Annotated in this window: 20 protein-coding genes; 10 read left to right on the forward strand and 10 right to left on the reverse strand. The window is 67.5% G+C overall.

Features of this window, described 5'->3' with window-relative positions:
* Positions 1–296: 296 nt before the first annotated feature.
* Positions 297–1106, reverse strand: a complete 810-nt coding sequence (locus tag AB0F86_RS00460) for a PH domain-containing protein (protein ID WP_356986340.1) — start codon at positions 1104–1106, stop codon at positions 297–299.
* Between the two features lie 304 nt (positions 1107–1410).
* Here AB0F86_RS00460 and AB0F86_RS00465 point away from each other — a divergent pair, with 304 nt between their 5' ends.
* From AB0F86_RS00465 to AB0F86_RS00480, 4 genes are all read left to right on the forward strand, one after another.
* The gene (locus AB0F86_RS00465) at positions 1411–3339 is read left to right on the forward strand and encodes an acetolactate synthase large subunit (protein WP_181698412.1); all 1929 of its coding nucleotides are present in this window, start codon (positions 1411–1413) and stop codon (positions 3337–3339) included.
* A gap of 76 nt (positions 3340–3415) precedes the next feature.
* The gene (gene ilvN, locus AB0F86_RS00470; RefSeq protein ID WP_019048314.1) at positions 3416–3919 is read left to right on the forward strand and encodes an acetolactate synthase small subunit; all 504 of its coding nucleotides are present in this window, start codon (positions 3416–3418) and stop codon (positions 3917–3919) included.
* A gap of 72 nt (positions 3920–3991) precedes the next feature.
* The gene (ilvC, locus tag AB0F86_RS00475) at positions 3992–4993 is read left to right on the forward strand and encodes a ketol-acid reductoisomerase (protein WP_356986454.1); all 1002 of its coding nucleotides are present in this window, start codon (positions 3992–3994) and stop codon (positions 4991–4993) included.
* Positions 4994–5127: 134 nt separating this feature from the next.
* A complete protein-coding gene (locus AB0F86_RS00480; RefSeq protein ID WP_181698413.1) occupies positions 5128–6486 on the forward strand; it encodes a DUF2252 domain-containing protein in 1359 nt (452 codons plus the stop codon).
* Here AB0F86_RS00480 and AB0F86_RS00485 read toward each other — a convergent pair.
* Positions 6451–7125: a hypothetical protein gene (locus AB0F86_RS00485; protein WP_181698414.1), complete on the reverse strand. Its 675-nt coding sequence runs from the start codon at positions 7123–7125 to the stop codon at positions 6451–6453. The two genes, AB0F86_RS00480 and AB0F86_RS00485, sit on opposite strands and share 36 nt — an antisense overlap.
* A gap of 95 nt (positions 7126–7220) precedes the next feature.
* Between AB0F86_RS00485 and AB0F86_RS00490 the strand changes: the two genes are divergently transcribed.
* The 3 genes from AB0F86_RS00490 to AB0F86_RS00500 are packed head-to-tail and all read left to right on the forward strand — an operon-like array spanning position 7221 to position 10222.
* The gene (locus tag AB0F86_RS00490; protein WP_356986339.1) at positions 7221–7937 is read left to right on the forward strand and encodes a TetR/AcrR family transcriptional regulator; all 717 of its coding nucleotides are present in this window, start codon (positions 7221–7223) and stop codon (positions 7935–7937) included.
* Positions 7938–7988: 51 nt separating this feature from the next.
* Positions 7989–8867: a MoxR family ATPase gene (locus AB0F86_RS00495; RefSeq protein WP_356986337.1), complete on the forward strand. Its 879-nt coding sequence runs from the start codon at positions 7989–7991 to the stop codon at positions 8865–8867.
* Positions 8864–10222 (forward strand): VWA domain-containing protein, encoded by a 1359-nt coding sequence (locus tag AB0F86_RS00500; RefSeq protein ID WP_356986335.1) that lies wholly within the window; start codon positions 8864–8866, stop codon positions 10220–10222. Before AB0F86_RS00495 ends, AB0F86_RS00500 begins: the two co-directional genes overlap by 4 nt.
* Here AB0F86_RS00500 and AB0F86_RS00505 read toward each other — a convergent pair whose 3' ends face one another.
* The 3 genes from AB0F86_RS00505 to AB0F86_RS00515 all read right to left on the reverse strand — a co-directional run bounded on the left by AB0F86_RS00505 (position 10223) and on the right by AB0F86_RS00515 (position 11896).
* Complete coding sequence (locus tag AB0F86_RS00505; protein ID WP_356986333.1) at positions 10223–10852, reverse strand: hypothetical protein; 630 nt, start codon at positions 10850–10852, stop codon at positions 10223–10225.
* A gap of 115 nt (positions 10853–10967) precedes the next feature.
* The gene (locus AB0F86_RS00510; protein WP_356986331.1) at positions 10968–11408 is read right to left on the reverse strand and encodes a nitroreductase family deazaflavin-dependent oxidoreductase; all 441 of its coding nucleotides are present in this window, start codon (positions 11406–11408) and stop codon (positions 10968–10970) included.
* 32 nt (positions 11409–11440) lie between these two features.
* The gene (locus tag AB0F86_RS00515; RefSeq protein ID WP_181698420.1) at positions 11441–11896 is read right to left on the reverse strand and encodes a carboxymuconolactone decarboxylase family protein; all 456 of its coding nucleotides are present in this window, start codon (positions 11894–11896) and stop codon (positions 11441–11443) included.
* A gap of 175 nt (positions 11897–12071) precedes the next feature.
* Between AB0F86_RS00515 and AB0F86_RS00520 the strand changes: the two genes are divergently transcribed.
* Positions 12072–14543, forward strand: a complete 2472-nt coding sequence (locus AB0F86_RS00520) for a tetratricopeptide repeat protein (protein ID WP_356986329.1) — start codon at positions 12072–12074, stop codon at positions 14541–14543.
* On the opposite strand, the gene AB0F86_RS00525 is transcribed toward AB0F86_RS00520, so the two are convergent.
* Positions 14527–15051, reverse strand: coding sequence for a DinB family protein (locus AB0F86_RS00525; protein WP_181698422.1), 525 nt, complete (start codon positions 15049–15051; stop codon positions 14527–14529). The genes AB0F86_RS00520 and AB0F86_RS00525 overlap by 17 nt on opposite strands.
* A gap of 61 nt (positions 15052–15112) precedes the next feature.
* On the opposite strand from AB0F86_RS00525, the gene AB0F86_RS00530 reads away from it, so the two are divergent.
* On the forward strand, positions 15113–16093 hold the full coding sequence (locus tag AB0F86_RS00530) for a YafY family protein (RefSeq protein WP_356986327.1): 981 nt from the start codon (positions 15113–15115) through the stop codon (positions 16091–16093).
* A 60-nt stretch (positions 16094–16153) separates the two neighbouring features.
* Here AB0F86_RS00530 and AB0F86_RS00535 read toward each other — a convergent pair whose 3' ends face one another.
* From AB0F86_RS00535 to AB0F86_RS00550, 4 genes are all read right to left on the reverse strand, one after another.
* Positions 16154–16393, reverse strand: a complete 240-nt coding sequence (locus AB0F86_RS00535) for a hypothetical protein (protein WP_181698424.1) — start codon at positions 16391–16393, stop codon at positions 16154–16156.
* A 98-nt stretch (positions 16394–16491) separates the two neighbouring features.
* Positions 16492–17169, reverse strand: coding sequence for a hypothetical protein (locus AB0F86_RS00540; protein ID WP_356986325.1), 678 nt, complete (start codon positions 17167–17169; stop codon positions 16492–16494).
* A 71-nt stretch (positions 17170–17240) separates the two neighbouring features.
* Positions 17241–18512, reverse strand: a complete 1272-nt coding sequence (locus AB0F86_RS00545; RefSeq protein ID WP_225279136.1) for a hypothetical protein — start codon at positions 18510–18512, stop codon at positions 17241–17243.
* Complete coding sequence (locus AB0F86_RS00550) at positions 18509–18724, reverse strand: hypothetical protein (protein WP_067636840.1); 216 nt, start codon at positions 18722–18724, stop codon at positions 18509–18511. Before AB0F86_RS00550 ends, AB0F86_RS00545 begins: the two co-directional genes overlap by 4 nt.
* A 247-nt stretch (positions 18725–18971) precedes the next feature.
* Between AB0F86_RS00550 and AB0F86_RS00555 the strand changes: the two genes are divergently transcribed.
* Positions 18972–20000 (forward strand): DNA cytosine methyltransferase, encoded by a 1029-nt coding sequence (locus AB0F86_RS00555; protein WP_356986323.1) that lies wholly within the window; start codon positions 18972–18974, stop codon positions 19998–20000.
* Positions 20001–20037: the final 37 nt, after the last annotated feature.

Genomic DNA, 20037 nt, shown 5'->3' on the forward strand with positions numbered 1-20037 from the left:
CGTCAAATGTCGCTGGGTGCGCTCGCGGCGGGCGCGCAGGGGGCTGACCTGCGCGGCACAGAGCGCGGGCGCGGTGCGTCCGGCAACCCTGCACGTTACTCCGGCGGGCGGTGGTCGCGTCGCGCCGGTCGTCGGTGCTGGGGTGGGGAACCGGGCTCGAGGCGGGAGTGTCGCTCCGGAGGGTGTCGCCGCGGTGGTGCCGTCGGCGCGAGGGTGCCCGGTGCCGTCAGTTTACCGGTGCAACTCCGTGCGGCATCGTGTGGATTCCCACAGTGCCCGCGGTCATACCGCCGACGTCACCGTGGCGCGTCCGGCTCCTCGAGTTCGGCACCGGCCTTCTTCTCGGGCGCGGGGTCGGTGTCGGGCGAGGCCGCCGACTCTGTCGCGGGGGCGACATCCGTCGACGCATCCGCCTCGGCCTGTGCCCGCTCGGCCGCGATCCGCTCGGCCTCGGCCTCCTCGGCCGCCGCGAAGACATCGGGCAGTCGGCCCTCGGATGCCTCGATCAGCTCACGCAACCGGTCGTAACCGACGGCGGGCAGCTTCACCTCGGAGTCGTCGGCGAGCCGGGCCCGGATGTAACCACGCTTGGGAATGCTGATGCCCTTGACCTGTGCCCAGTCGAGGTGCTTCGAGGAGACCATCGTGGAGAGGTCGAGCCCCGCATCGGAAACCGTTGTGTGCGTGCGCATCACCCACCACACCGCGATCACCGGCGCCAGCAGCAGCCACCACAGGGCGATCGGCCAGCCGACGAACGCGAAGAACACGCAGAACGCCAGCACGAGCACGCCGATGTAGGCGAGCCTCGGCACGCCGATCACGTGCACGCCCGGTGTCGGCCCGCTCTCTCTGCGTGGAATCAGCAACCACACGACGACCGCGGTGGGCACGATCAGCCCGATCCGCAGCCCGAGCGACCAGTCCTGCACGGTGCCGACGACAACGAAGATCAGGTACGCCAGTACCACCGCGGCGATGGCCGCGAGCCTGCCGGGACCGGCGGCGCGCAGGCCACCGGGTCGCGCGGGCCGACCCGTCGCGGTCGTCTCGTCGGCGGTGTGGGACGATTTAGCCGGTGGCACGGACTGATGCGGTGATGACACCCCACCATCCTCGCATCTCGGTATACGGACCCACGCAACCACTCGTGTCCCACATAATGGGACACGAAAGGTAGCCTGTTTGACTCATCGGTTCACACACGAATAACGTCGTAGCCGTGAATCGAAGCGAGCTCGTACTCGGCCGGCGCGTCCAGCGTTGAGCCTGACTGCCTGAGTCGAATACGTCAGCTCGCGTTGCGACGCGCCACCCTCGAACAGCCATGCGCTGATCGGGGGCTTTTTTGTGTTCCGGCGAATTCCGCGCCAGTCCGGAGTCAGAACAACACAGTTAGGAACGAAGACGGTGAGTGCACCTACCGCACGACCCGGGCCATCGGCCCGCAGGTCAGCGCCTTCAACGGGAGCCGCTAACCCGGCGACCACCCCCGCCCGTCGCCAGGTCGCGCCCGAGCGCGTCACCGGCGCGCAGTCGGTGGTCCGGTCCCTCGAAGAGCTCGACGTCGACACCGTATTCGGTATTCCGGGCGGTGCGGTCCTTCCCGTCTACGACCCCCTCTTCGACTCGAAGAAGGTTCGCCACGTGCTGGTGCGCCACGAGCAGGGCGCCGGTCACGCGGCGACCGGTTACGCGCAGGCCTCCGGCAAGGTCGGTGTGTGTATGGCCACATCCGGCCCCGGCGCGACCAACCTGGTGACCCCGCTGGCCGACGCCCAGATGGACTCGGTCCCGATCGTGGCGATCACCGGCCAGGTGCCGTCGAGCCTGGTCGGCACCGACGCCTTCCAGGAAGCCGACATCTCCGGCATCACCATGCCGATCACCAAGCACAACTTCCTGGTGAAGGATCCCGCCGACATCCCGCGCATCCTGGCCGAGGCGTTCTACCTGGCCGCCTCCGGTCGTCCGGGCGCGGTGCTTGTCGACATCACCAAGGACGCGCTGCAGGCCCAGACCACGTTCTCGTGGCCGCCGGAGATGCGTCTGCCCGGCTACCGTCCGGTCACCAAGCCGCACGGCAAGCAGGTGCGCGAGGCGGCCCGGATGATCCTCGAGTCCAAGCAGCCCGTGCTCTACGTGGGCGGCGGTGTCATCAAGTCCGACGCCTCGGCCGAACTGCTCGAGCTCGCCGAACTGACCGGCATCCCGGTGGTCACCACCCTGATGGCGCGTGGCGCGTTCCCCGACAGCCACACGCTGAACATGGGCATGCCCGGCATGCACGGCACCGTCGGTGCTGTTGCCGCCCTGCAGAAGTCGGACCTGCTGATCACCCTCGGCGCCCGCTTCGACGACCGCGTCACCGGTCAGCTGGACTCCTTCGCGCCCGACGCGAAGGTCATCCACGCCGACATCGACCCGGCCGAGATCGGCAAGAACCGCCACGCCGACGTCCCGATCGTCGGTGACGCGCGCGAGGTCATCATCGAGCTCATCGAGACCCTCAAGGCCGACCCGCAGTCCGGTGCGGCGCCGCTGCTGAACCTCACCGAGTGGTGGGCCTACCTCAGCGACATCCGCGACAACTACCCGCTGGGCTGGAAGACCCCGAGCGACGGTTCGCTGTCGCCGGAATACGTCATCGAGACCCTCGGCCGCCTGGCCGGGCCCGACGCGGTGTACTGCGCCGGCGTCGGTCAGCACCAGATGTGGGCCGCGCAGTTCGTCAAGTACGAGAAGCCGCGCACCTGGCTCAACTCCGGTGGCCTCGGCACCATGGGTTACGCGGTGCCCGCGGCCATGGGCGCCAAGATGGGTGCTCCGGAGAAGGAGGTCTGGGCGGTCGACGGAGACGGCTGCTTCCAGATGACCAACCAGGAGCTGGCCACCTGCGCGGTGGAGGGTGTGCCGATCAAGGTCGCGCTCATCAACAACGGCAACCTCGGCATGGTCCGCCAGTGGCAGACCCTGTTCTACGAACAGCGCTACTCCAACACCGATCTGGGCACGCACACCCTGCGCATCCCCGACTTCGTGAAGCTGGCCGAGGCGCTGGGTTGCGTCGGCATCCGCGTGGAGAAGGAAGACGAGGTCGAGGACGCCATCCGCCAGGCCCAGGCCATCACCGACCGGCCGGTCGTCATCGACTTCATCGTCGGCAAGGACGCCCAGGTGTGGCCGATGGTCGCCGCGGGCACCAGCAACGACGAGATCATGTTCGCCCGCGGTATCCGCCCGCTGTTCGACGACGACGAGCAGGTCTCCGAACCCGCCGTCATCCACGAGGCGATGGAACGTGAGCAGGCGGCATTCGAGAAGGGCACCGAAGCATGAGCGAGCGCAGCGAGCGCCGAATGGGCACAGCCACGATGGTGATCGTGCCGACGCCGAGCGACAGCGAGGTGGCGGCATGAGCACCACCCACACGCTGAGCGTTCTCGTCGAGGACAAGCCGGGCGTGCTGGCGCGAGTCGCGAGCCTGTTCTCGCGCCGCGGCTTCAACATCGAGTCTCTTGCCGTCGGCGGCACCGAGATTCCCGAGATCTCGCGCATGACGATCGTCGTCACGGTCGACGATCTGCCGCTCGAGCAGGTCACCAAGCAGCTCAACAAGCTGATCAACGTCATCAAGATCGTGGAGCAGGACGCCGACGCGTCGGTGGCCCGCGAGCTGATCCTGGTGAAGGTGCGGGCCGACGCCTCGGTGCGCACGCAGGTGATCGAGGCCGTGCAGTTGTTCCGCGCCAAGGTGATCGACGTGTCGCCCGACGCGCTCACCATCGAGGCGACCGGCACCCGTTCCAAGCTCGACGCGCTGCTGCGCATGGTCGAGCCGTACGGGATCCGCGAGATCGTGCAGTCCGGTGTCGTGGCCGTCGGCCGCGGTCCCAAGTCCATCACCGCGACCCGCTGAGCCGACCTCAGCGACCTCCGCGATAACTTTTCTTAACCATCATCAGAAGGGACCAATCAAGTGGCAGTCGAGATGTTCTACGACGACGACGCTGACCTGTCGATCATCCAGGGCCGCAAGGTCGCCGTGATCGGCTACGGCAGCCAGGGTCACGCGCACTCGCTGAGCCTGCGCGACTCGGGTGTCGACGTGCGCGTCGGCCTGACCGAGGGTTCGAAGTCGCGCCCGAAGGCCGAAGAGGCCGGGCTCACCGTCGGCACCCCCGCCGAGGTTTCCGCATGGGCCGACGTGATCATGGTCCTGGCGCCCGACACCGCCCAGGCGTCGATCTTCACCAACGACATCGAGCCCAACCTGAAGGACGGCGACGCGCTGTTCTTCGGCCACGGCCTCAACATCCACTTCGGTCTGATCAAGCCCCCGGCCGACGTCACCGTCGCCATGGTCGCCCCGAAGGGCCCCGGCCACCTGGTGCGTCGCCAGTTCGCCGACGGCAAGGGCGTTCCGGCCCTGATCGCCGTCGACCAGGACCCGAAGGGCGAGGGCCAGGCCCTGGCGCTGTCCTACGCCAAGGGCATCGGCGGCACCCGCGCCGGCGTCATCAAGACCACCTTCAAGGAAGAGACCGAGACCGACCTGTTCGGTGAGCAGGCCGTGCTCTGCGGTGGCACCGAGGAACTGGTCAAGACCGGTTTCGAGGTCATGGTCGAGGCGGGCTACGCCCCCGAGATGGCCTACTTCGAGGTGCTGCACGAGCTGAAGCTGATCGTCGACCTCATGTACGAGGGCGGCATCGCCCGCATGAACTACTCGGTCTCCGACACCGCCGAGTTCGGTGGCTACCTGTCGGGCCCGCGCGTCATCGACGCCGGCACCAAGGAGCGCATGAAGGCGATCCTGTCCGACATCCAGGACGGCACCTTCGTCAAGCGCCTGGTCGCCAACGTCGAGAACGGCAACACCGAGCTCGAGGGCCTGCGCAAGGCCAACGCCGAGCACCCCATCGAGGTCACCGGCGCCAAGCTCCGCGGCCTGATGAGCTGGGTCGACCGCCCCATCACCGAAACCGCGTAAGTCGTTTCGTGAAGGGCCCGTCCGCCGAAATGCGGACGGGCCCTTTCGGTTTGCATGAGGTTTGCGGGGTCGAGGATCGAGGTATCGGAGCGCTGGTCCTTGCCGTCGCGGGCAGGTAGCGGCAGACTTGCCCGATGACAACCGTCGAGGAATTCGATCGTGATGCGGTGGAGTTGGGGCGTGCGGCGCGAAAGATGGTTTCGCGGTCGGGGTTGGGGGAGTGGGGTGCGGGGCCGGGGCGGGAGGATCCGGTGACGATTCTGGAGCGGCAGGGGGAGTCGCGGGTGGCGGAGTTGCTGCCGATCCGGTATGCGCGAATGGCCATCTCGCAGTTCACTTTTCTGCGTGGGGCGCCCGCGATCATGGCCGCCGACCTGGCGAGCGGTCCGGATACCGGGCTGACCGTGCAGCTCTGTGGTGACGCGCACCTGTCCAATTTCGGGTTGTACGCCTCGCCGGAACGCAATCTCGTCTTCGACGTGAACGACTTCGACGAAACCCTGCCCGGTCCGTTCGAATGGGATGTCAAACGCTTGGCTGCCAGCGTCGCCGTCGCCGCCCGCGACAACGAGTGCCCGGATCATCAGGCCGGGCGGGCCGCAGAGGCCGCCGCGCGCGGGTACCGGGAGGCGATCGCCGCGATGGCCGAGCTCGATTCGCTGTCCATCTGGTACGAACGCGTCGACGCGGACGAGGTCACCGCGACGATCCCGAAGGAGAAGCGCCGCAAGATCGCGGAGAAGACGATCAAGTCGGCCCGCACCCGCACCAGCCTCGACGCGCTGGAGAAGCTCACCGAACCCGATTCCGACGGCCGCCCTCGGATCAAGAATCAGCCGCCGCTGCTCGTCCCCATCGAGACGCTCACCGAGAAGGACGTCAAGGAGGTCCTCAACGACTACCGCCGCAGCCTGCCCGACGAACGCCGCATCCTGCTCGATCGCCACACCGTGGTCGACATGGCGATGAAGGTGGTCGGCGTCGGCAGCGTCGGTACCCGGTGTTTCATCGTGCTCTTCATGGACAAGGAATCGGGCGCCCCGCTGTTTCTGCAGGTCAAGCAGGCCGAGAAGTCGGTGCTCGCCGCGCATACGAAGCCGAGCAAGTATCAGCACCAGGGCCATCGGGTAGTGGTGGGGCAGCGGCTGATGCAGGCCGCCAGCGACATCTTCCTCGGTTGGGCGACCGGTCCGGCGGGCAACTACTTCTACTGGCGTCAGCTCAAGGACATGAAGGGCTCGGTCGACATCGGCGCCCTCACCCACCACGAGCTCGCCGGGTACGCCGCCCTGTGCGGTGGCGTGCTCGCCCGCGCTCACGCCCGCTCCGGTGACCCCCTCGCCATCAACGCCTATCTCGGCGACAGCGACAAGTTCGACAAGGCGATGAGCGAATTCGCCCTCGCCTACGCCGACCAGACCGCCGCCGACCGCGATTCCCTACTCGCCGCGATCGATTCAGGCCGGGTACCGGCCGCCGCCGACCCGTACTGACTGTCCAGGTCGATCGGCGTCCGTCGACCGCAGCAGTGCGATGCCGATCGCGAGGAACCACAGCGTGATGAGACCACCGACGGTCGCGGTGGTACCCCACCCGTTGGCCGCGTAGAACTCGGCCGGTGTGTTCCCGAAGTACAACGACGGAACGAAGGCGAAATTCACCGCCGCGAGCGCCCCGCTGACGACGCGACACCAGCGGGGGAGCAACCGCGCGGCCGCGATCGCGAACGCCACCAGGAACAACCCCTCGAGCAGTCGCGAGATGGACCCGTAGAGCACGTAGGTTCCACTGACGGTGATCGTGGGGTCGATCGGGTCGGGAGCCGCGATGACCGCACCTATCTCGAGTCCGGTCGAGACGAGAGCGATTACGAGCCATGCTGTTCCGGCCGCGGCGGCCAGTGATCCGAACCATTCCCGTTCCGGATCGCGCTGCTTGACCAGGTACGCGAATCCGCTCATGAACACCAGGAACAGGGTCGCGCCGATCAGGCCGAGCAGGCACCTGGTGAGCACATTGGCGTCCGGGGGCGCCCCTGAGTAGACGAAATACAGCGGAAGCACGCCCACGGTACATCCCGCGCCGGCGACTGCGGCGGCGCCGGTGATGCGCTGAATTGTCCTGATACCCATAGCTATCCGACCTCACTGCCAGGTCGTATGCCCCGGCCACCACGTTAGTATAAGCCTTAAACTATAAGGCCCATGTTAAATTGGCGGTTGCCCAGATGAATGAGGAGACGGTGACCGGCAAGCCACGACCACGCGTCGGCCGTCCAGCCGAATTGGACGCACCGCGCATCGTCGCGACCGCCATCGCCCTCGCCGACGAGGCGGGTTTGGGTGCTGCATCGCTGACGAAAGTCGCTGCCGCGCTGGACGTCACCCCGATGTCGCTCTACCGCCACATCGGTTCCAAAGGCGGCCTCACCGACCTGATGGTCGATACCGCGTTCGGCCCGCCGCCGACTATTGCCGGTGATTGGCGTCCGGCCCTGCGAGAGTGGGCGAACGGCCAGCGCGCCGTCTTCGCCCGCCACCCCTGGATCACTCGGATCCCCGTCACCGGACCGCCGCGCGGGAGCAACGCGTTGGCCTGGATGAACGCCGGGCTCGCCGCGCTGCGCGACACCGGCCTGGACTGGCGCGCGAAGATCGGGGCGATCACCGTCGTCGGTGGATATGTGCGCCAGGCGTTCGTCACCGACCGGAGCATCGCCGAACGGCGTGGCGCCGACCAGCGCAGCGAGGCACAGGACCTCGACGCCTACCAGCGCGATGTGTCGGCCGTCGACCTGTCCGGTCTGCCCGAGATTGCGGCTCTCTTCACCGCCCAGGCCTTCGCCGACATCCCGCCGGACGACGAATCGGCGGACGACGATTTCACCTTCGGTCTGGAGCTGATCCTCGACGGGATCGCCGCCGCCATCGCCAGGTCGGCGTGACTCCGGGCCGCTGCCGCGGCCGTCGGAAACCCCTCGATATACTCATTACTGATGAGTAACTTCTTTCCCTCGGTGGACCAGGTGACCGACCGGCTGGCAGCGGCCGGCTATCTGCCGTCCCTCGACATCGCGACGGCGGTCTTCCTCGCCGATCATCTCGGCAAGCCCCTGCTGATCGAGGGCCCCGCCGGTGTCGGCAAGACCGAGCTGGCCAAGGCTGTCGCCGCCGCGGCGGGCGCGGATCTGCTGCGGCTGCAGTGCTACGAGGGCATCGACGAAGCCCGCGCGCTGTACGAGTGGAATCACGCCAAGCAGCTGTTGCGCATCACCGCCACCTCGGGTGAGGGGTGGGACAGTACGCGCGATCATGTGTTCTCCGAGGAGTTCCTGCTTGCCCGGCCGCTCCTGGCGGCCATCCGCAATCCGGACCCCACCGTCCTGCTCATCGACGAACTCGACAAGGCCGATGTGGAGCTGGAGGGGCTGCTGCTCGAGGTGCTCGGTGACTTCCAGATCTCGATCCCCGAACTCGGTACGGTCAAGGCCGTGCGCCGCCCGTTCGTCGTGCTGACTTCCAACGCCAACCGCGACCTGTCCGAAGCTCTGAAAAGGCGCTGCCTGTATCTGCACATCGATTACCCGACCCCGGAGCTGGAGCGTTCGATCGTCCGCTTGAAGGTGCCGGAACTGGACGAGACGTTGGCCGAGCCCGTGGTTCGTACAGTAGCCGCGTTGCGTCAGCTGCCGTTGCGCAAAGCGCCGTCGATCGCCGAAACAGTGGATTGGGCAAAGACATTGGTGGCGTTGCGCACCCGGGAGATCACCTCGTCGGTGGTGCGCTCGACGCTCGGTGTGCTGCTTAAATATCAGTCCGACCATCGCCTCGCCGTCGACCGTCTGGCTCTGGACGGGGAGAGTCCGCGCCCATGACCGCGCCCACCGATCGCCTGGTGGATTTCGTCGGTCTGCTGCGTGAGCACGGCATCTTCGCCGGTCCCAGCGAGACCGTCGACGCCGCCTCGGCGATCGTCGCCCTCGGCATGGACGACACCGCGCGCCTGCGGTCGGGCCTTGCCGCCTGCCTGCTGCGCCGCAACGGTCAGCGTTCGGTCTTCGACCAGCTCTTCGACCTGTATTTCCTCGGTACCGAACTCCCCGCGCCGCGTCCGAGCGACGACCAGGATTCCTTGCGCGACCGCCTGATCGCCACCCTCGTCCAGGGCGCCGACACGGCGGAACTGGCCAGGGAAGCGCTCGACACCTTCGGCGCCTACGGCGGGGCGGGGGAGAGCGCGGGCCGGGTGACGCAGGCATCCGGCGCGGGTTGGTCGTCGTATCTGACGATGAAATCTCTACGCCCCGACGAGATTTCCGAACAAGTAGCTCGGACAATGGGCGGCACAGGGCAATTCGATGCGGCCGTGCACACCATCGAAGCGCGACGCCGCGTCGACCAGTTCCGGACGGCGGTGCAGAATGAGGCCCGTCTACGCTCGGCTGAACTGCGCGGCACGGACTACATCGCCCGCCGTGGTGTCGAGAACTCCGCGGACCGAACGGATTTCCTCGGTGCCCGCGAACAGGACCTCGCCGAGATGCGCAGGCTCGTGCACCCGCTGGCTCGCAAACTCGCTACCCGGTTGGCGGTGCGCCGCAAGAAGGCGGTGCGTGGTCAGATCGATCTGCGCCGCACCCTGCGCCGTTCGATGGCGACCGGTGGCGTGCCCGTCGACCCGGTGCTGCGCGCCCGCCGCCACGGTCGCCCCGACCTCGTTGTGCTGGCGGATGTTTCGGGCTCGGTCACCGGGTTCTCCGAGTTCACTCTGCAATTGGTGCAGGCCTTGCAGGACCAGTTCAGCAAGGTCCGCAGTTTCGGTTTCGTCGACACCTGTGCCGAGATCACCCATTTCTTCACCCCCGGCGAGCCTCCGCCGTCCGGTTTCGCGCAGAACATCGTGCGCGAGGGTGGGGTGGCCCGGTTCGGGTCGAGCAACTACGGCGAGGCCTTCCAGGGTTTCGTCGACCACTATCTCGACGCCCTCGGCCCGCGGACATGCGTGTTGATCCTCGGTGATGCCCGCACCAACCGCACCGACCCGAATCTGGCTGCACTGGAAGCGATGTCGGAACGCGCCAAGGCCGTGTACTGGCTGAATCCGGAGCCGTCGAGTTCGTGGTCGACGGGCGATTCGGCCGCCGACACCTACACCGACATCGTCACCATGCACGAGTGCCGCAATGTCCGCCAGCTCACCGAGGTGATCTCCCGATTGCTGCCCGCCTGATCAGCGGTACTTCGTGGTGCCCGCCGGGCCGCGGGAATTGCTGACGAGCTTGGCGAAACATTCGTCGGCCGAGATGGCCATCGCATCGCACCAGGCGTTGGCCGAGTCGGGTTCGGCGAAGGTGGCACCGGCCAGGCTGACCCACCAACCCCGCAGATCGAAGGTGTTCCACTCGTCGCTCCAGACCAGGCGAGTCCCGGGGTACTGCTGACGCAGCCGCTGATGCTGGGCGAGAATTTCGGTGTTCGTCCAGGTGACGACCCGCCCGTCGACATCGGGCGCGACCAGTCCGGTGCGTTTGGCCGAGATCTGGGGCACCCATCGTTCGCTCAGGTTCACGCTCACGAACGGCCGGTCGCTGTCGGCGCGGGCGCGCAAGGTGGCGAACGCCGCGGCTTGCGGGTCGACGGCGGCTTCCGGGGGTGCGTTGGTCGCGGCGATCGTCTGCGCGCTCGGGGGTTGGACGGTTGCTGCTTCGGTGTTCTTGTCGCGTTGCGTGACGACGAAGATGCCCGCCGCGATCACGCCGACCGCCAGCGCGGCCACGACCACGAGCGCGCCGAGGATCCACGGCCACGGCGACGGGCGGGGCGGATACGGTCCGCCCGGTGGATATCCTGGATAGCCCACGATCGCCTCCGGCCTCGTGTCACCGGTGCGTCCGTCTCGGGCGCCCGGCCCCGGCCCCTCGATCAGTCTAGAACCGGTCGACGGGCCGTCGGGGTTTCGTTGCGCAACCGCATCCTCACGCGGTGAGACGGACGACCGCGTACTCGCGGCCTGCCTTGGCCTGGTATTTGCCGTAGCGGGGCTGGGCGGTGGTGATCGCGTCCCAGGCGCTCGCCCGTTCGGCGCCGGTGAGCACGTGTGGGATGACCGGAACCGGCTGGTCACCGGGCAGTTCGATGGTCGCGTGCTCGGGGTGGGCCATCAGGTTGCGGAACCAGTCGGGGTCGCCGTTCTTGCCGCCGGAGGCCACGAGCAGCCACCCGCCCTCGTCGTCGGCGAACCAGGAGATCGGGGTCTGGCGCGGCTCGCCGCTGCGGCGGCCGACGGTGTGCAGGATGAGCACGTCCATGCCCATGAAGGTGCCGTTGCCGCCACGGATCTTGCGGTTCATACGGGCGTTCATCTTGTGCTGCATCCAACGGGAGAATCCGCTGTGGGTCTGCTGCTTGGTGCTCATGGCAGTGGTCCTTTCGGGTGGTGTGAGGGGGCTCAGCCCCAGGCTCCGGCGATCTGGCGGGTGGTGGCGTTGAGCCGGTTGAACATGTTGGTGATGCCGATCATCAGCACGATGGCGGCGAGCTGGCGCTCGTCGAAGTAGCTGGCGGCGTGGTCCCAGACCTCGTCGGTGACGGCGTCGGGGCGGTCGGCCATCCGGGTGGCGGCCTCGGCCAGTTCCAGTGCGGCGCGTTCCTCGTCGCTGAAGTAGGGCGTTTCCCGCCAGGCGACGACGGTGGCGAGGCGCTCCTCGCTGACACCGGCTTTGCGTGCGGTCTTGGTGCCCGCGTCGACGCAGGAGCTGCAGCCGTTGATCTGGCTGACCCGCAGGTGCACCAGCTCCAGGATCTCGCCCTCCACGCCACCGCTGTTGATCGCGCCGAAGATCTCCTGGATCGGGCCCATCGCGCCGGTCAGGATCATCGCGGGGTTCTGCATACGGGACTGCATGATGTTCTCCTCGGTTTCGCTGCTTTCCGCTGTTCGCGGTGTGTCTCCATAACAGCCCGCCGCGTGCTTCGAAACGAGGTCTGTGGGACACTCTGGGACAGTGGAAAACGGCTCTGACCTTCGGATTTCCGGCGGGAAAATTGTCGTTTCATACCGGGACACGGAGTGCGGAACAGTGGTGGTGCAACAGCGGGCATACCCGCAGGACGAGCTGGCCGCGCGGCTGCGCATGCTCCAGGAGCTTTCCGGGCGCGGGGTGCGGGCGCTGGCGCGCGACACGGGACTGAGTTCGTCGTCGCTGTCGCGCTATCTCAACGGGCAGACCGTGCCGCCGTGGCCCGCCGTGCTGGAACTGTGCCGCCTGGTGAAACGCGACCCGCGCCCGCTGCGCCCGCTGTGGGAGCGCGCCAACAACCCGCTGCCCGCCCCACCCAAGACGAGCCGCCAGGTGGCCCCGCCCAACCTGCCCCCCGAAGCCGTCCCCCCACGCAACGACCTGCCCCGCGACGTCCCCGACTTCACCGGTCGCGAAGAAGCCCTGGCCGAGGTGCTCGCCGCCGTCCGAACGAACCGGGTGGTGGCCATCGACGGCATGGCCGGTGTCGGCAAATCGTCGCTGGCCGTACACGCCGCACACCAGCTGACCGCCGAATACCCCGATGCCCAGCTGTATCTCGACCTGCACGGCTTCACCGACGGCCGTCAGCCCCTCGATCCCGACGCCGCCGTGCGCGCGCTGCTCTCGGCGCTGCGCGTCCCGTCGGAAAAGGTGCCGCAGGACGGCGGAGTCGAACTGCGCGCGGCGTGCTGGCGTTCGGAACTGGCCGGATTGCGGGCGGTGATCGTGCTCGACAACGCCGCCGACGCCGCCCAGGTGAGCCAATTGCTGCCCGGCGCAGGCGAATCGGTCGCCATCATCACCAGCCGCAACCGCCTGCTCGAACTCGACGAGGTGCCGCCGGTGACCCTCGACGTGCTCACCCCCGAGGAGAGCGCCGAGCTGCTCGCCCGCGCCAGCGGCGATTCGCGGGGTCCCGACGGCAGGCTGGCCAGGGAACCCGAGCAGGCGGCGGAAGTGCTGCGGCTGTGCGGCAATCTGCCCTTGGCGCTGCGGCTCGCGGCGGCCAGGTTGCGGCATCGTCCCGGCTGGTCGGTGGGCATTCTGGTCGAGCGAATGGCTGAGGGCGCAACGGAATTCGACACCGCGTTCGGCATGTCGGTGCGGCAGCTCAATCGCGACCAGCGTCGCCTGTTCCGGTTGCTCGGCCTGGTGCCCGGCTCCACCTTCACCGACTATGTCGCCGCGGCGGTGGCCGATGTGCCGTTGCGCGCCGCGCGCGACATGCTCGAGGACCTGCTCGACGCCCACCTCGTGGAGCAACCCGCCGAGGGTCGCTACCGGCTGCACGACCTGGTGCGCAGGCACGCCCGTCAGGCAAGCGCCGAACACGACACCGACGCCGACCGCGAACGGGCACTGCGCCGCATCCTCGACTACTACGTGCACACCGCGGCCGCCGCCGACGCCGCCATGCCGTTCCTGTCACCGACCCGTCCCGTGTCGGCCGGTCCCGCCCCGAAAGCGTTGCCGCACTTCCCGAATCGTGACGTCGCCTTCTTCTGGTTCGTCAGCGAGTACACCAATCTGATGGCGGTGTTCTACGCCGCCGTGGAGATCGGCGCCAACGAGCACGTCTGCGAACTGCCACGCTTCCTGCGCACCTTCTTCGCACGGCGCTGCGGCACCACCCACCTCAATGCCCTGTTCGAGCAATCCCTCAGCGCCGCACAGCAACTCGGCGATCCGCGCCAGCTGGCCGAAGCCCACAGCGATCTGGGATTCGCCCGCTACAACGCCGGCCGCATGGCCGAGGCGGCCGCCGCCTATGCCGCCGCCGCCCCACTGGTCGCCGAGGCGGGCGACCTGCTGCCCCGCGCCGAACTAACCATGCGCTGCGCCCAATTGCGCTGGGACGAAGGCGATGTCACCGAACCGCTCGAACTGTTCCGCCAGGCCCACGACCTGTACACGCGCAGCGGCTGTCCGATGAGCGCCGCCGACGCGCTCGCGGGCGAGGCCTGGGCGATGCTGCAGCTCGGCAAACGCGACGAGGCGGCCGACCTGGCCAGACGCGCGCTCGACATCTCCGCCGACGGCCCGGACCAGCCGCCGTCGCTGCAGGCCCGGATCGCCCTCGGCGTCTCGATCGCCCCCGACGAACCCGACGCGGCCCTGCGGCATCTGGACAGCGCGCTGACCGCCGCCCGCGCCGACGGTCACAAACACAACGAGGCGTGGTGCCTGAACTGTCGCGGTGTCGCCCTGCGGGAAATGGGCCGCTACGACGAGGCCCTCGACAGCCACCGCGAGGCCTTCGCCCTGCTCGACGACTTGTTCGAACCGCACTGGAAGATCCACTTCCTCAACGGTTACGCCGAAACATGCCGACTGGCAGGGCTTTCCGACGAGGCACTACGCCTGTACAACGAAACCCTCGAACTCGCACCACGACTCGGGTACCGGTTCGAGCAGGCCCGAGCGAACCAGGGCATCGCCGAAGTCCTCGACCACACCGATCCGGCTGCCGCGCAAGAGCATCGCGCGGCAGCCGAGGAGTTGCTGAGCGAACTCAGCCCATCGACTTAGCCCCGTCGAGGGCCTCCCGGATGATGTCGGCGTGGCCGGAGTGCTGCGCGGTCTCGGTCATGATGTGCATGAACGTGCGTCGCGCGCTCCACCGCCCACCGGGTTCGAACCAGGGCGCCTCGGGCAGCGGCTGGGTCGCGTTCAGGTCGGGCAGCGTGCGCACCAGTTCATCGGTGCGGGCCGCGACCTGGTCGTATTCGGCGAGCAGTCCCGCGAGCGTCTCGCCCGGCAGCATGCGGAAGGCATTGCTCCATTCCGCGAGCTGCTCCTCGGTCATCGAGTCGAAACTCGGGCCCGCCGCGGGGCCATCGACGATGAACTTCGCCCAGTTCGCTTCCACCGCGGCCACGTGTTTGATGAGCCCACCCAGGCACAGTTCGCTCACGGTGGTGCGCAGCGCGGCCTGTTCGTCGTTGAGGTCGCGCGTGGTGTTGCGCAGGAAGTAGCGGTGCTTGGCCAGCATCTCGAGGAGGTCGGCGCGTTCGGTGTCGAGCACTGTTTCGGTCATGAATCCCAAGGTAGAAGGTATTGCGGTCAGTTTCTGTCCGCAATGGACGGATACTGGAAATATGGCTGATACCAGTGCACGCACCCTGCGGTTGCTGTCGTTGCTGCAGACCCACCGCTACTGGCCGGGCACCGAACTCGCGGCGCGGCTGAAGGTGTCACCACGCACCCTGCGCCGCGATATCGACCGCCTGCGCGACCTGGGCTACCCCGTGGACGCTCGCCCCGGCATCGAGGGCGGCTATCAGCTGGCCGCGGGCGCGGCCATGCCCCCGCTGGTGCTCGACGACGACGAGGCCGTCGCGATCACCGTCTGTCTACAGGCCGGCTCCGAAGGCGCAGGCGACGGCCTTGCCGAACCGTCCGTGCGTGCTCTCGGCAAGCTCGGCACCGTTCTGCCCGCCCGGCTGCGCCGCCGCGTCGACGCCCTGCGCGCCATGACCGTTTCCGCCGGCTGGCACGCCGTCCCGCTCTCCGACGTCGACCCCTCGGTCCTCACCGACCTGGCCCTCACCTGCCGTCGGGAGGAGCGCCTCACCTTCACCTACACCGCCGCCGACGGCCGGACGAGCACCCGCGAAGTGGAACCCCACCGCCTGGTCTCCCTCGGCCGCCGCTGGTACCTCGTCGCCTACGACCTCACCCGCCACGATTGGCGCTCGTTCCGCGTGGACCGCCTCACCGACTCCCACGCCACCGGCATCCACTTCCGCTCTCGCGAGCTGCCCGCTCCCGATGCGGCCACTTTCGTTCGCAACGGAATAGGCGGTGCGCGAACGGGTTACACGGTGGTCGCCGAGATAGAAGCGCCTCCCGAGCACGTCCGCTCACGGGTGGGCCGCTGGTGCACCATCACACCTCTGCCGGGCAACCGCACCCGCGTCGAGCAGACCGTCGACTCCCTCGACTGGCCCACCTATCTCCTCGGCCGGGTGGAGGCCGAGTTCACCATCATCGAACCGCCGGAACTCATTGCAGCCGTGAGTGGATGGGGATCTCGATTCGTCCGCGCAACAGATTCGGACCGGGCCGGGACGGCATGAGGATCGCAGGTCCTGTCCCACGGCTCAGGATCGCCGCCCTAGACGGCCGATCCCGGTGGGTCAGTCCACGCTGCCGAAGGCACCGTGCGGCAGCAGGTGGTGCAGCAGCTTTCGCAGCGGGTGGTGGCCGAGGTGCAGGCCGTTGTCGTGATGACCGTTCCGATCGACGAATTCGATGGACTGCGAGGGTGTCTCGGGCGCAGCCGAAGCCTGGGCGGTCACGCCGGCCAGGGGAGCGGCGACGAGGGCACCGATCACGGCGACCCGGATCGCGGTGCGGTGCGGAGAACGGGCGAACATGGGCAGATCCTCTCGGGTGAAAGCCTTCGGACCCACTCTCGCCTAGTTCGTCGCCGTTGTCGCGCGATGTTCAGTGGGGTGGACCCGGAATGCGCTCCTTATCGGTATCCGTCCTGCGGCCGCGGCACCTGCGGGTGTCCCTGTGGAGCCCACTGCGCCTGTGGTGGCGCGTATCCGGGCGCCTGCGGCATGCCGGGGTGCTGATACGGCATCCGGGGCGCGGCTGGTGCCCAAGTCGGCCGCTGATTTCCTCGTCTGCACCACTTTCGTGTCGACGGCAGGAGAGCGAGCAGGAACGTCACCGCGGGGAACACGAGCAGCAGGATCGGCAGGAACCACGGCAGATCGACGTGCGGTCCGAGCAGCGAGTTCACGGCCGACTGCCCGAACACCACCTCACGGAAGATACGGCTGCCAATATCGAAGTGCCCGAACTGCGCGACGGAGGTGATCACCCCGGCCACGTAGGCGCCGATGACCCCCGCGCAGCCCAACGCCACCATCGTCGGCCCGGACTTCCCACGCCGGAACAGCATGATCGCACCGATCAACAGCAGCACCGCCGCCACGACGTCGACCACCAACAACACTGCCGAGACGATGGAAACCCACGCGGGCGCGTACCCCCACGCGAACATCGGGTAGTCCGACGTCACCATCCGCACCATCGCGGCGATCATCCCGACGACTCCGAGGAGCCCGCCGACCAGCGCCGATATCCCGGCGACGATCGCCGTCCCGCCGCTGGGCGGTCGTTGGACTGGCGCGGGATACATCAGGGTCCTCCTCGAGTCGGCTGCCAACACTCTGACTCATACCCGTCGCGCTGTCGCGCCACGCATCGCGCTCACCCCCGATGCCGCTGCGTCCGCCGCCGTTCGAAGAACAACTGATCCACTTCCACCGGTTCCACCATCGCCGTGATCTCCGCGAGCCTGCTGTCGTACCGATGCTCGGTGATGCACCGGTGCAGCCGGGCGCGCCGCTCCGGTCCCAGCCCGCCCCACACCTTCCCGAAACGATTCTGCGCCTCGGGCCCCGACGCGGCGACGAGATCGAGTAGCGCGGGCCAGCACCCGGTTTCGGTCGCCCGGGCGGGCAGCTCCGCGACCGCTGTATCCGACAGTGCCGCCAGCGTATTGCCGACCTCGTTCCTGGCCCGCTCGTCCATGCGCGAAGCCAAGGTGAACAGCCCACGCCAACTCTCGACATCGTCGCGGTGTTCCAACATCGACACCACTCGCGCGCCGACGCCCGGCTCGTCGAACACCCGGTTGCCGACCAGCGACCACAACCCGAGCGGTGTCAGATGCCCTACCAGCGTGAGGAATTCGGGGACGGCACCCACTGTCAGCGCGTTCCGTACCAGCTTGGTGACGTCTGCAGGCTGGGCATTGCCGAACAGCACGTCGCCCACACGGCGCACCACGTCGTCCTCGCAACGCGAAAACACCGACAGCGCCGCATGTTGCAACCCTGGCGGCCCGTTGAGCACCGTCTGCAGCATGCGCGGGATCCGGTGATGCGGCCCGTCGAGTAGCTGGCGCACAACAGCACTCAACACTTCGGCATCGAACGAGTACGCCGCCGAGTAGATCAGCCCCGCATCGTCACCCACCCCGGCCTCGACCGCCGCGATCAATTCGGTTGTCGCACAGGACAGGAACGGCCCTGCCGTCACATAGTCACGCCGCCGCAACAACTCGTTGACGATCCGCACCACCGGCCGCGCGGGCGCCTGATCGGCCAGCTGCGCGATCGCCCGAGGATCCAGATACGGGGCACAATCCGCCGCGTAGCTCGTGTCCAGCATCGCCAACGTCTCCACAGCCTTCTGCGGATGCTCGACCCCCACAGCCCCCGCCGCCCGCCCGGTCATCATCGGCGGAACCAGCTTCTGCACCAACGGAATCGAAATCGTCAGCGGAATGTACGGCACCAGCGCACTGATCCGCCGAAACGTCGTCGCGTGCTGATCGAACAACACGGCCGACACCTGCGCCTGCAACTCGTGCAACCGCGCCGCCCCCAGATACCGCAGATGATGCACCCGCTGCGGATGCACATGCAACGTCCGCGCCAACAGAATCAACTGCGCCCGCGTAGTCAGATCCGTCATCGCCCACCGAACATGATCTTCTTGGCCACCCGCCGCAACGGCCGAGGCAACGCCCCCACCAACGAGTCGATCGACCTGTCCATAGTCGCCGCCTCGAACGCCCCCGCCGCCCTGACCAGCTCGAACAAATCCCTGGCCTCCCGCACCGGCAACCGCTGCAAAGCAGGCAACCCCGCCGACCCACCCTCATCATCCCCACGACGGATGGTCATACGAGCTCCCCAATACACAGTCCTAGCACTTCGAGGATGCGCCTTACCCTGCACGTTGGACAGCATTTCCGTGAATTGCTGTGTGTGGCAATGAAAAGGGTTGTCCAAATACATGTAACCCACGCTCACGAAGAACTCGCTGGGAATGGGTGAAGGGCTGAAGGTCGGCGATAACGTGCCGGCGTTGTAGGTCGTCGGCCGCTATTCTTGGTCGAGTTGCGGTCACTGTGGCAGCGAGGGGGCATACATGCGGGCTGAGCCGGATCGCGATGTGCGCGACCTGCGCCGAAGCGATCGCCTTACCTCGATCGAGTTGTGTGCCGGTGCAGGGGGACTAGCGCTCGGGCTGGAGCAAGCCGGGTTCGATCCGATACTTCTACTCGACAACCGTGACGTAGCCTGCGAAACCTTACGGGCGAACCGTCCCACCTGGAATGTGCTGCAAAAGGACCTGCTCCGGTTCGAACCCAGACACGACCTTCCGGCACACCGTGACATCGACGTACTGGCCGCAGGGTTGCCGCGGGTGAAGTCGGCAGCGACCGCCTCACGTCCCCGGGGTAGTAGCTGGGAACTGGAACTGTTCGAGACGACCGCGCGGTTGACCGTGGAATTGCGTCCGCGTGCGTTGCTGATCGAAAACGTTCCTGACTTGCTGAAACGGGACGAATATGCGTCGAGTCGCACCCGCGTGGCCAAGCATCTCGAGGATGCCGGGTACGAGTACTGCTGGCTGCTCGTCGACGCGTGCGACTTCGGGGTGCCGCAGCACCGTGAGTACGCGGTCATGGTCGCGCTCCGCGACGGCGCAACCGATACCTTCACCGCGAATCTGTGTCCAATCCCGCCCGCCCCAGGTCTGACAGTCGGATCGGTCCTGCGGGGATCGATGGGCGCACGCGGATGGCCGCAGGCTGCGGATTGGGCAACCATGGCCCATGGGATTTCGCCGACGATCGTAGGAGGGTCGTGGGATCGAGGTGGCGGGGATCTGGGTCCGCAAGGTTCGGTTCGCGCGTGGGCGAAGTTCGGGGTCAATGGGCGTGCACTCGCCGACGATGTCCCCTCGGCCGACTTCGTCTGGGATCCGTCGCTCGGCGTTGACCACATGCTGAAACTCACCGTCGACCAGGTCGCCGCGCTGCAGGGTTTTCCGCCGTACTGGACATTTGCGGGTCGAAAGACAGCCAGGTATCGGCAGGTGGGCAACGCCACCCCACCGCCGTTCGCGTATTCGCTGGGAGTCGCATTGAGGACAGCCCTCTCAGCCCGTTAACGGTCGGTAGTCCGCCGAACCCCGCGCCGACTAAGAT

It is taken from the genome of Nocardia sp. NPDC023733 (assembly GCF_040639775.1).
In the GTDB taxonomy this organism is placed as follows: Bacteria; Actinomycetota; Actinomycetes; order Mycobacteriales; family Mycobacteriaceae; genus Nocardia; species Nocardia rosealba.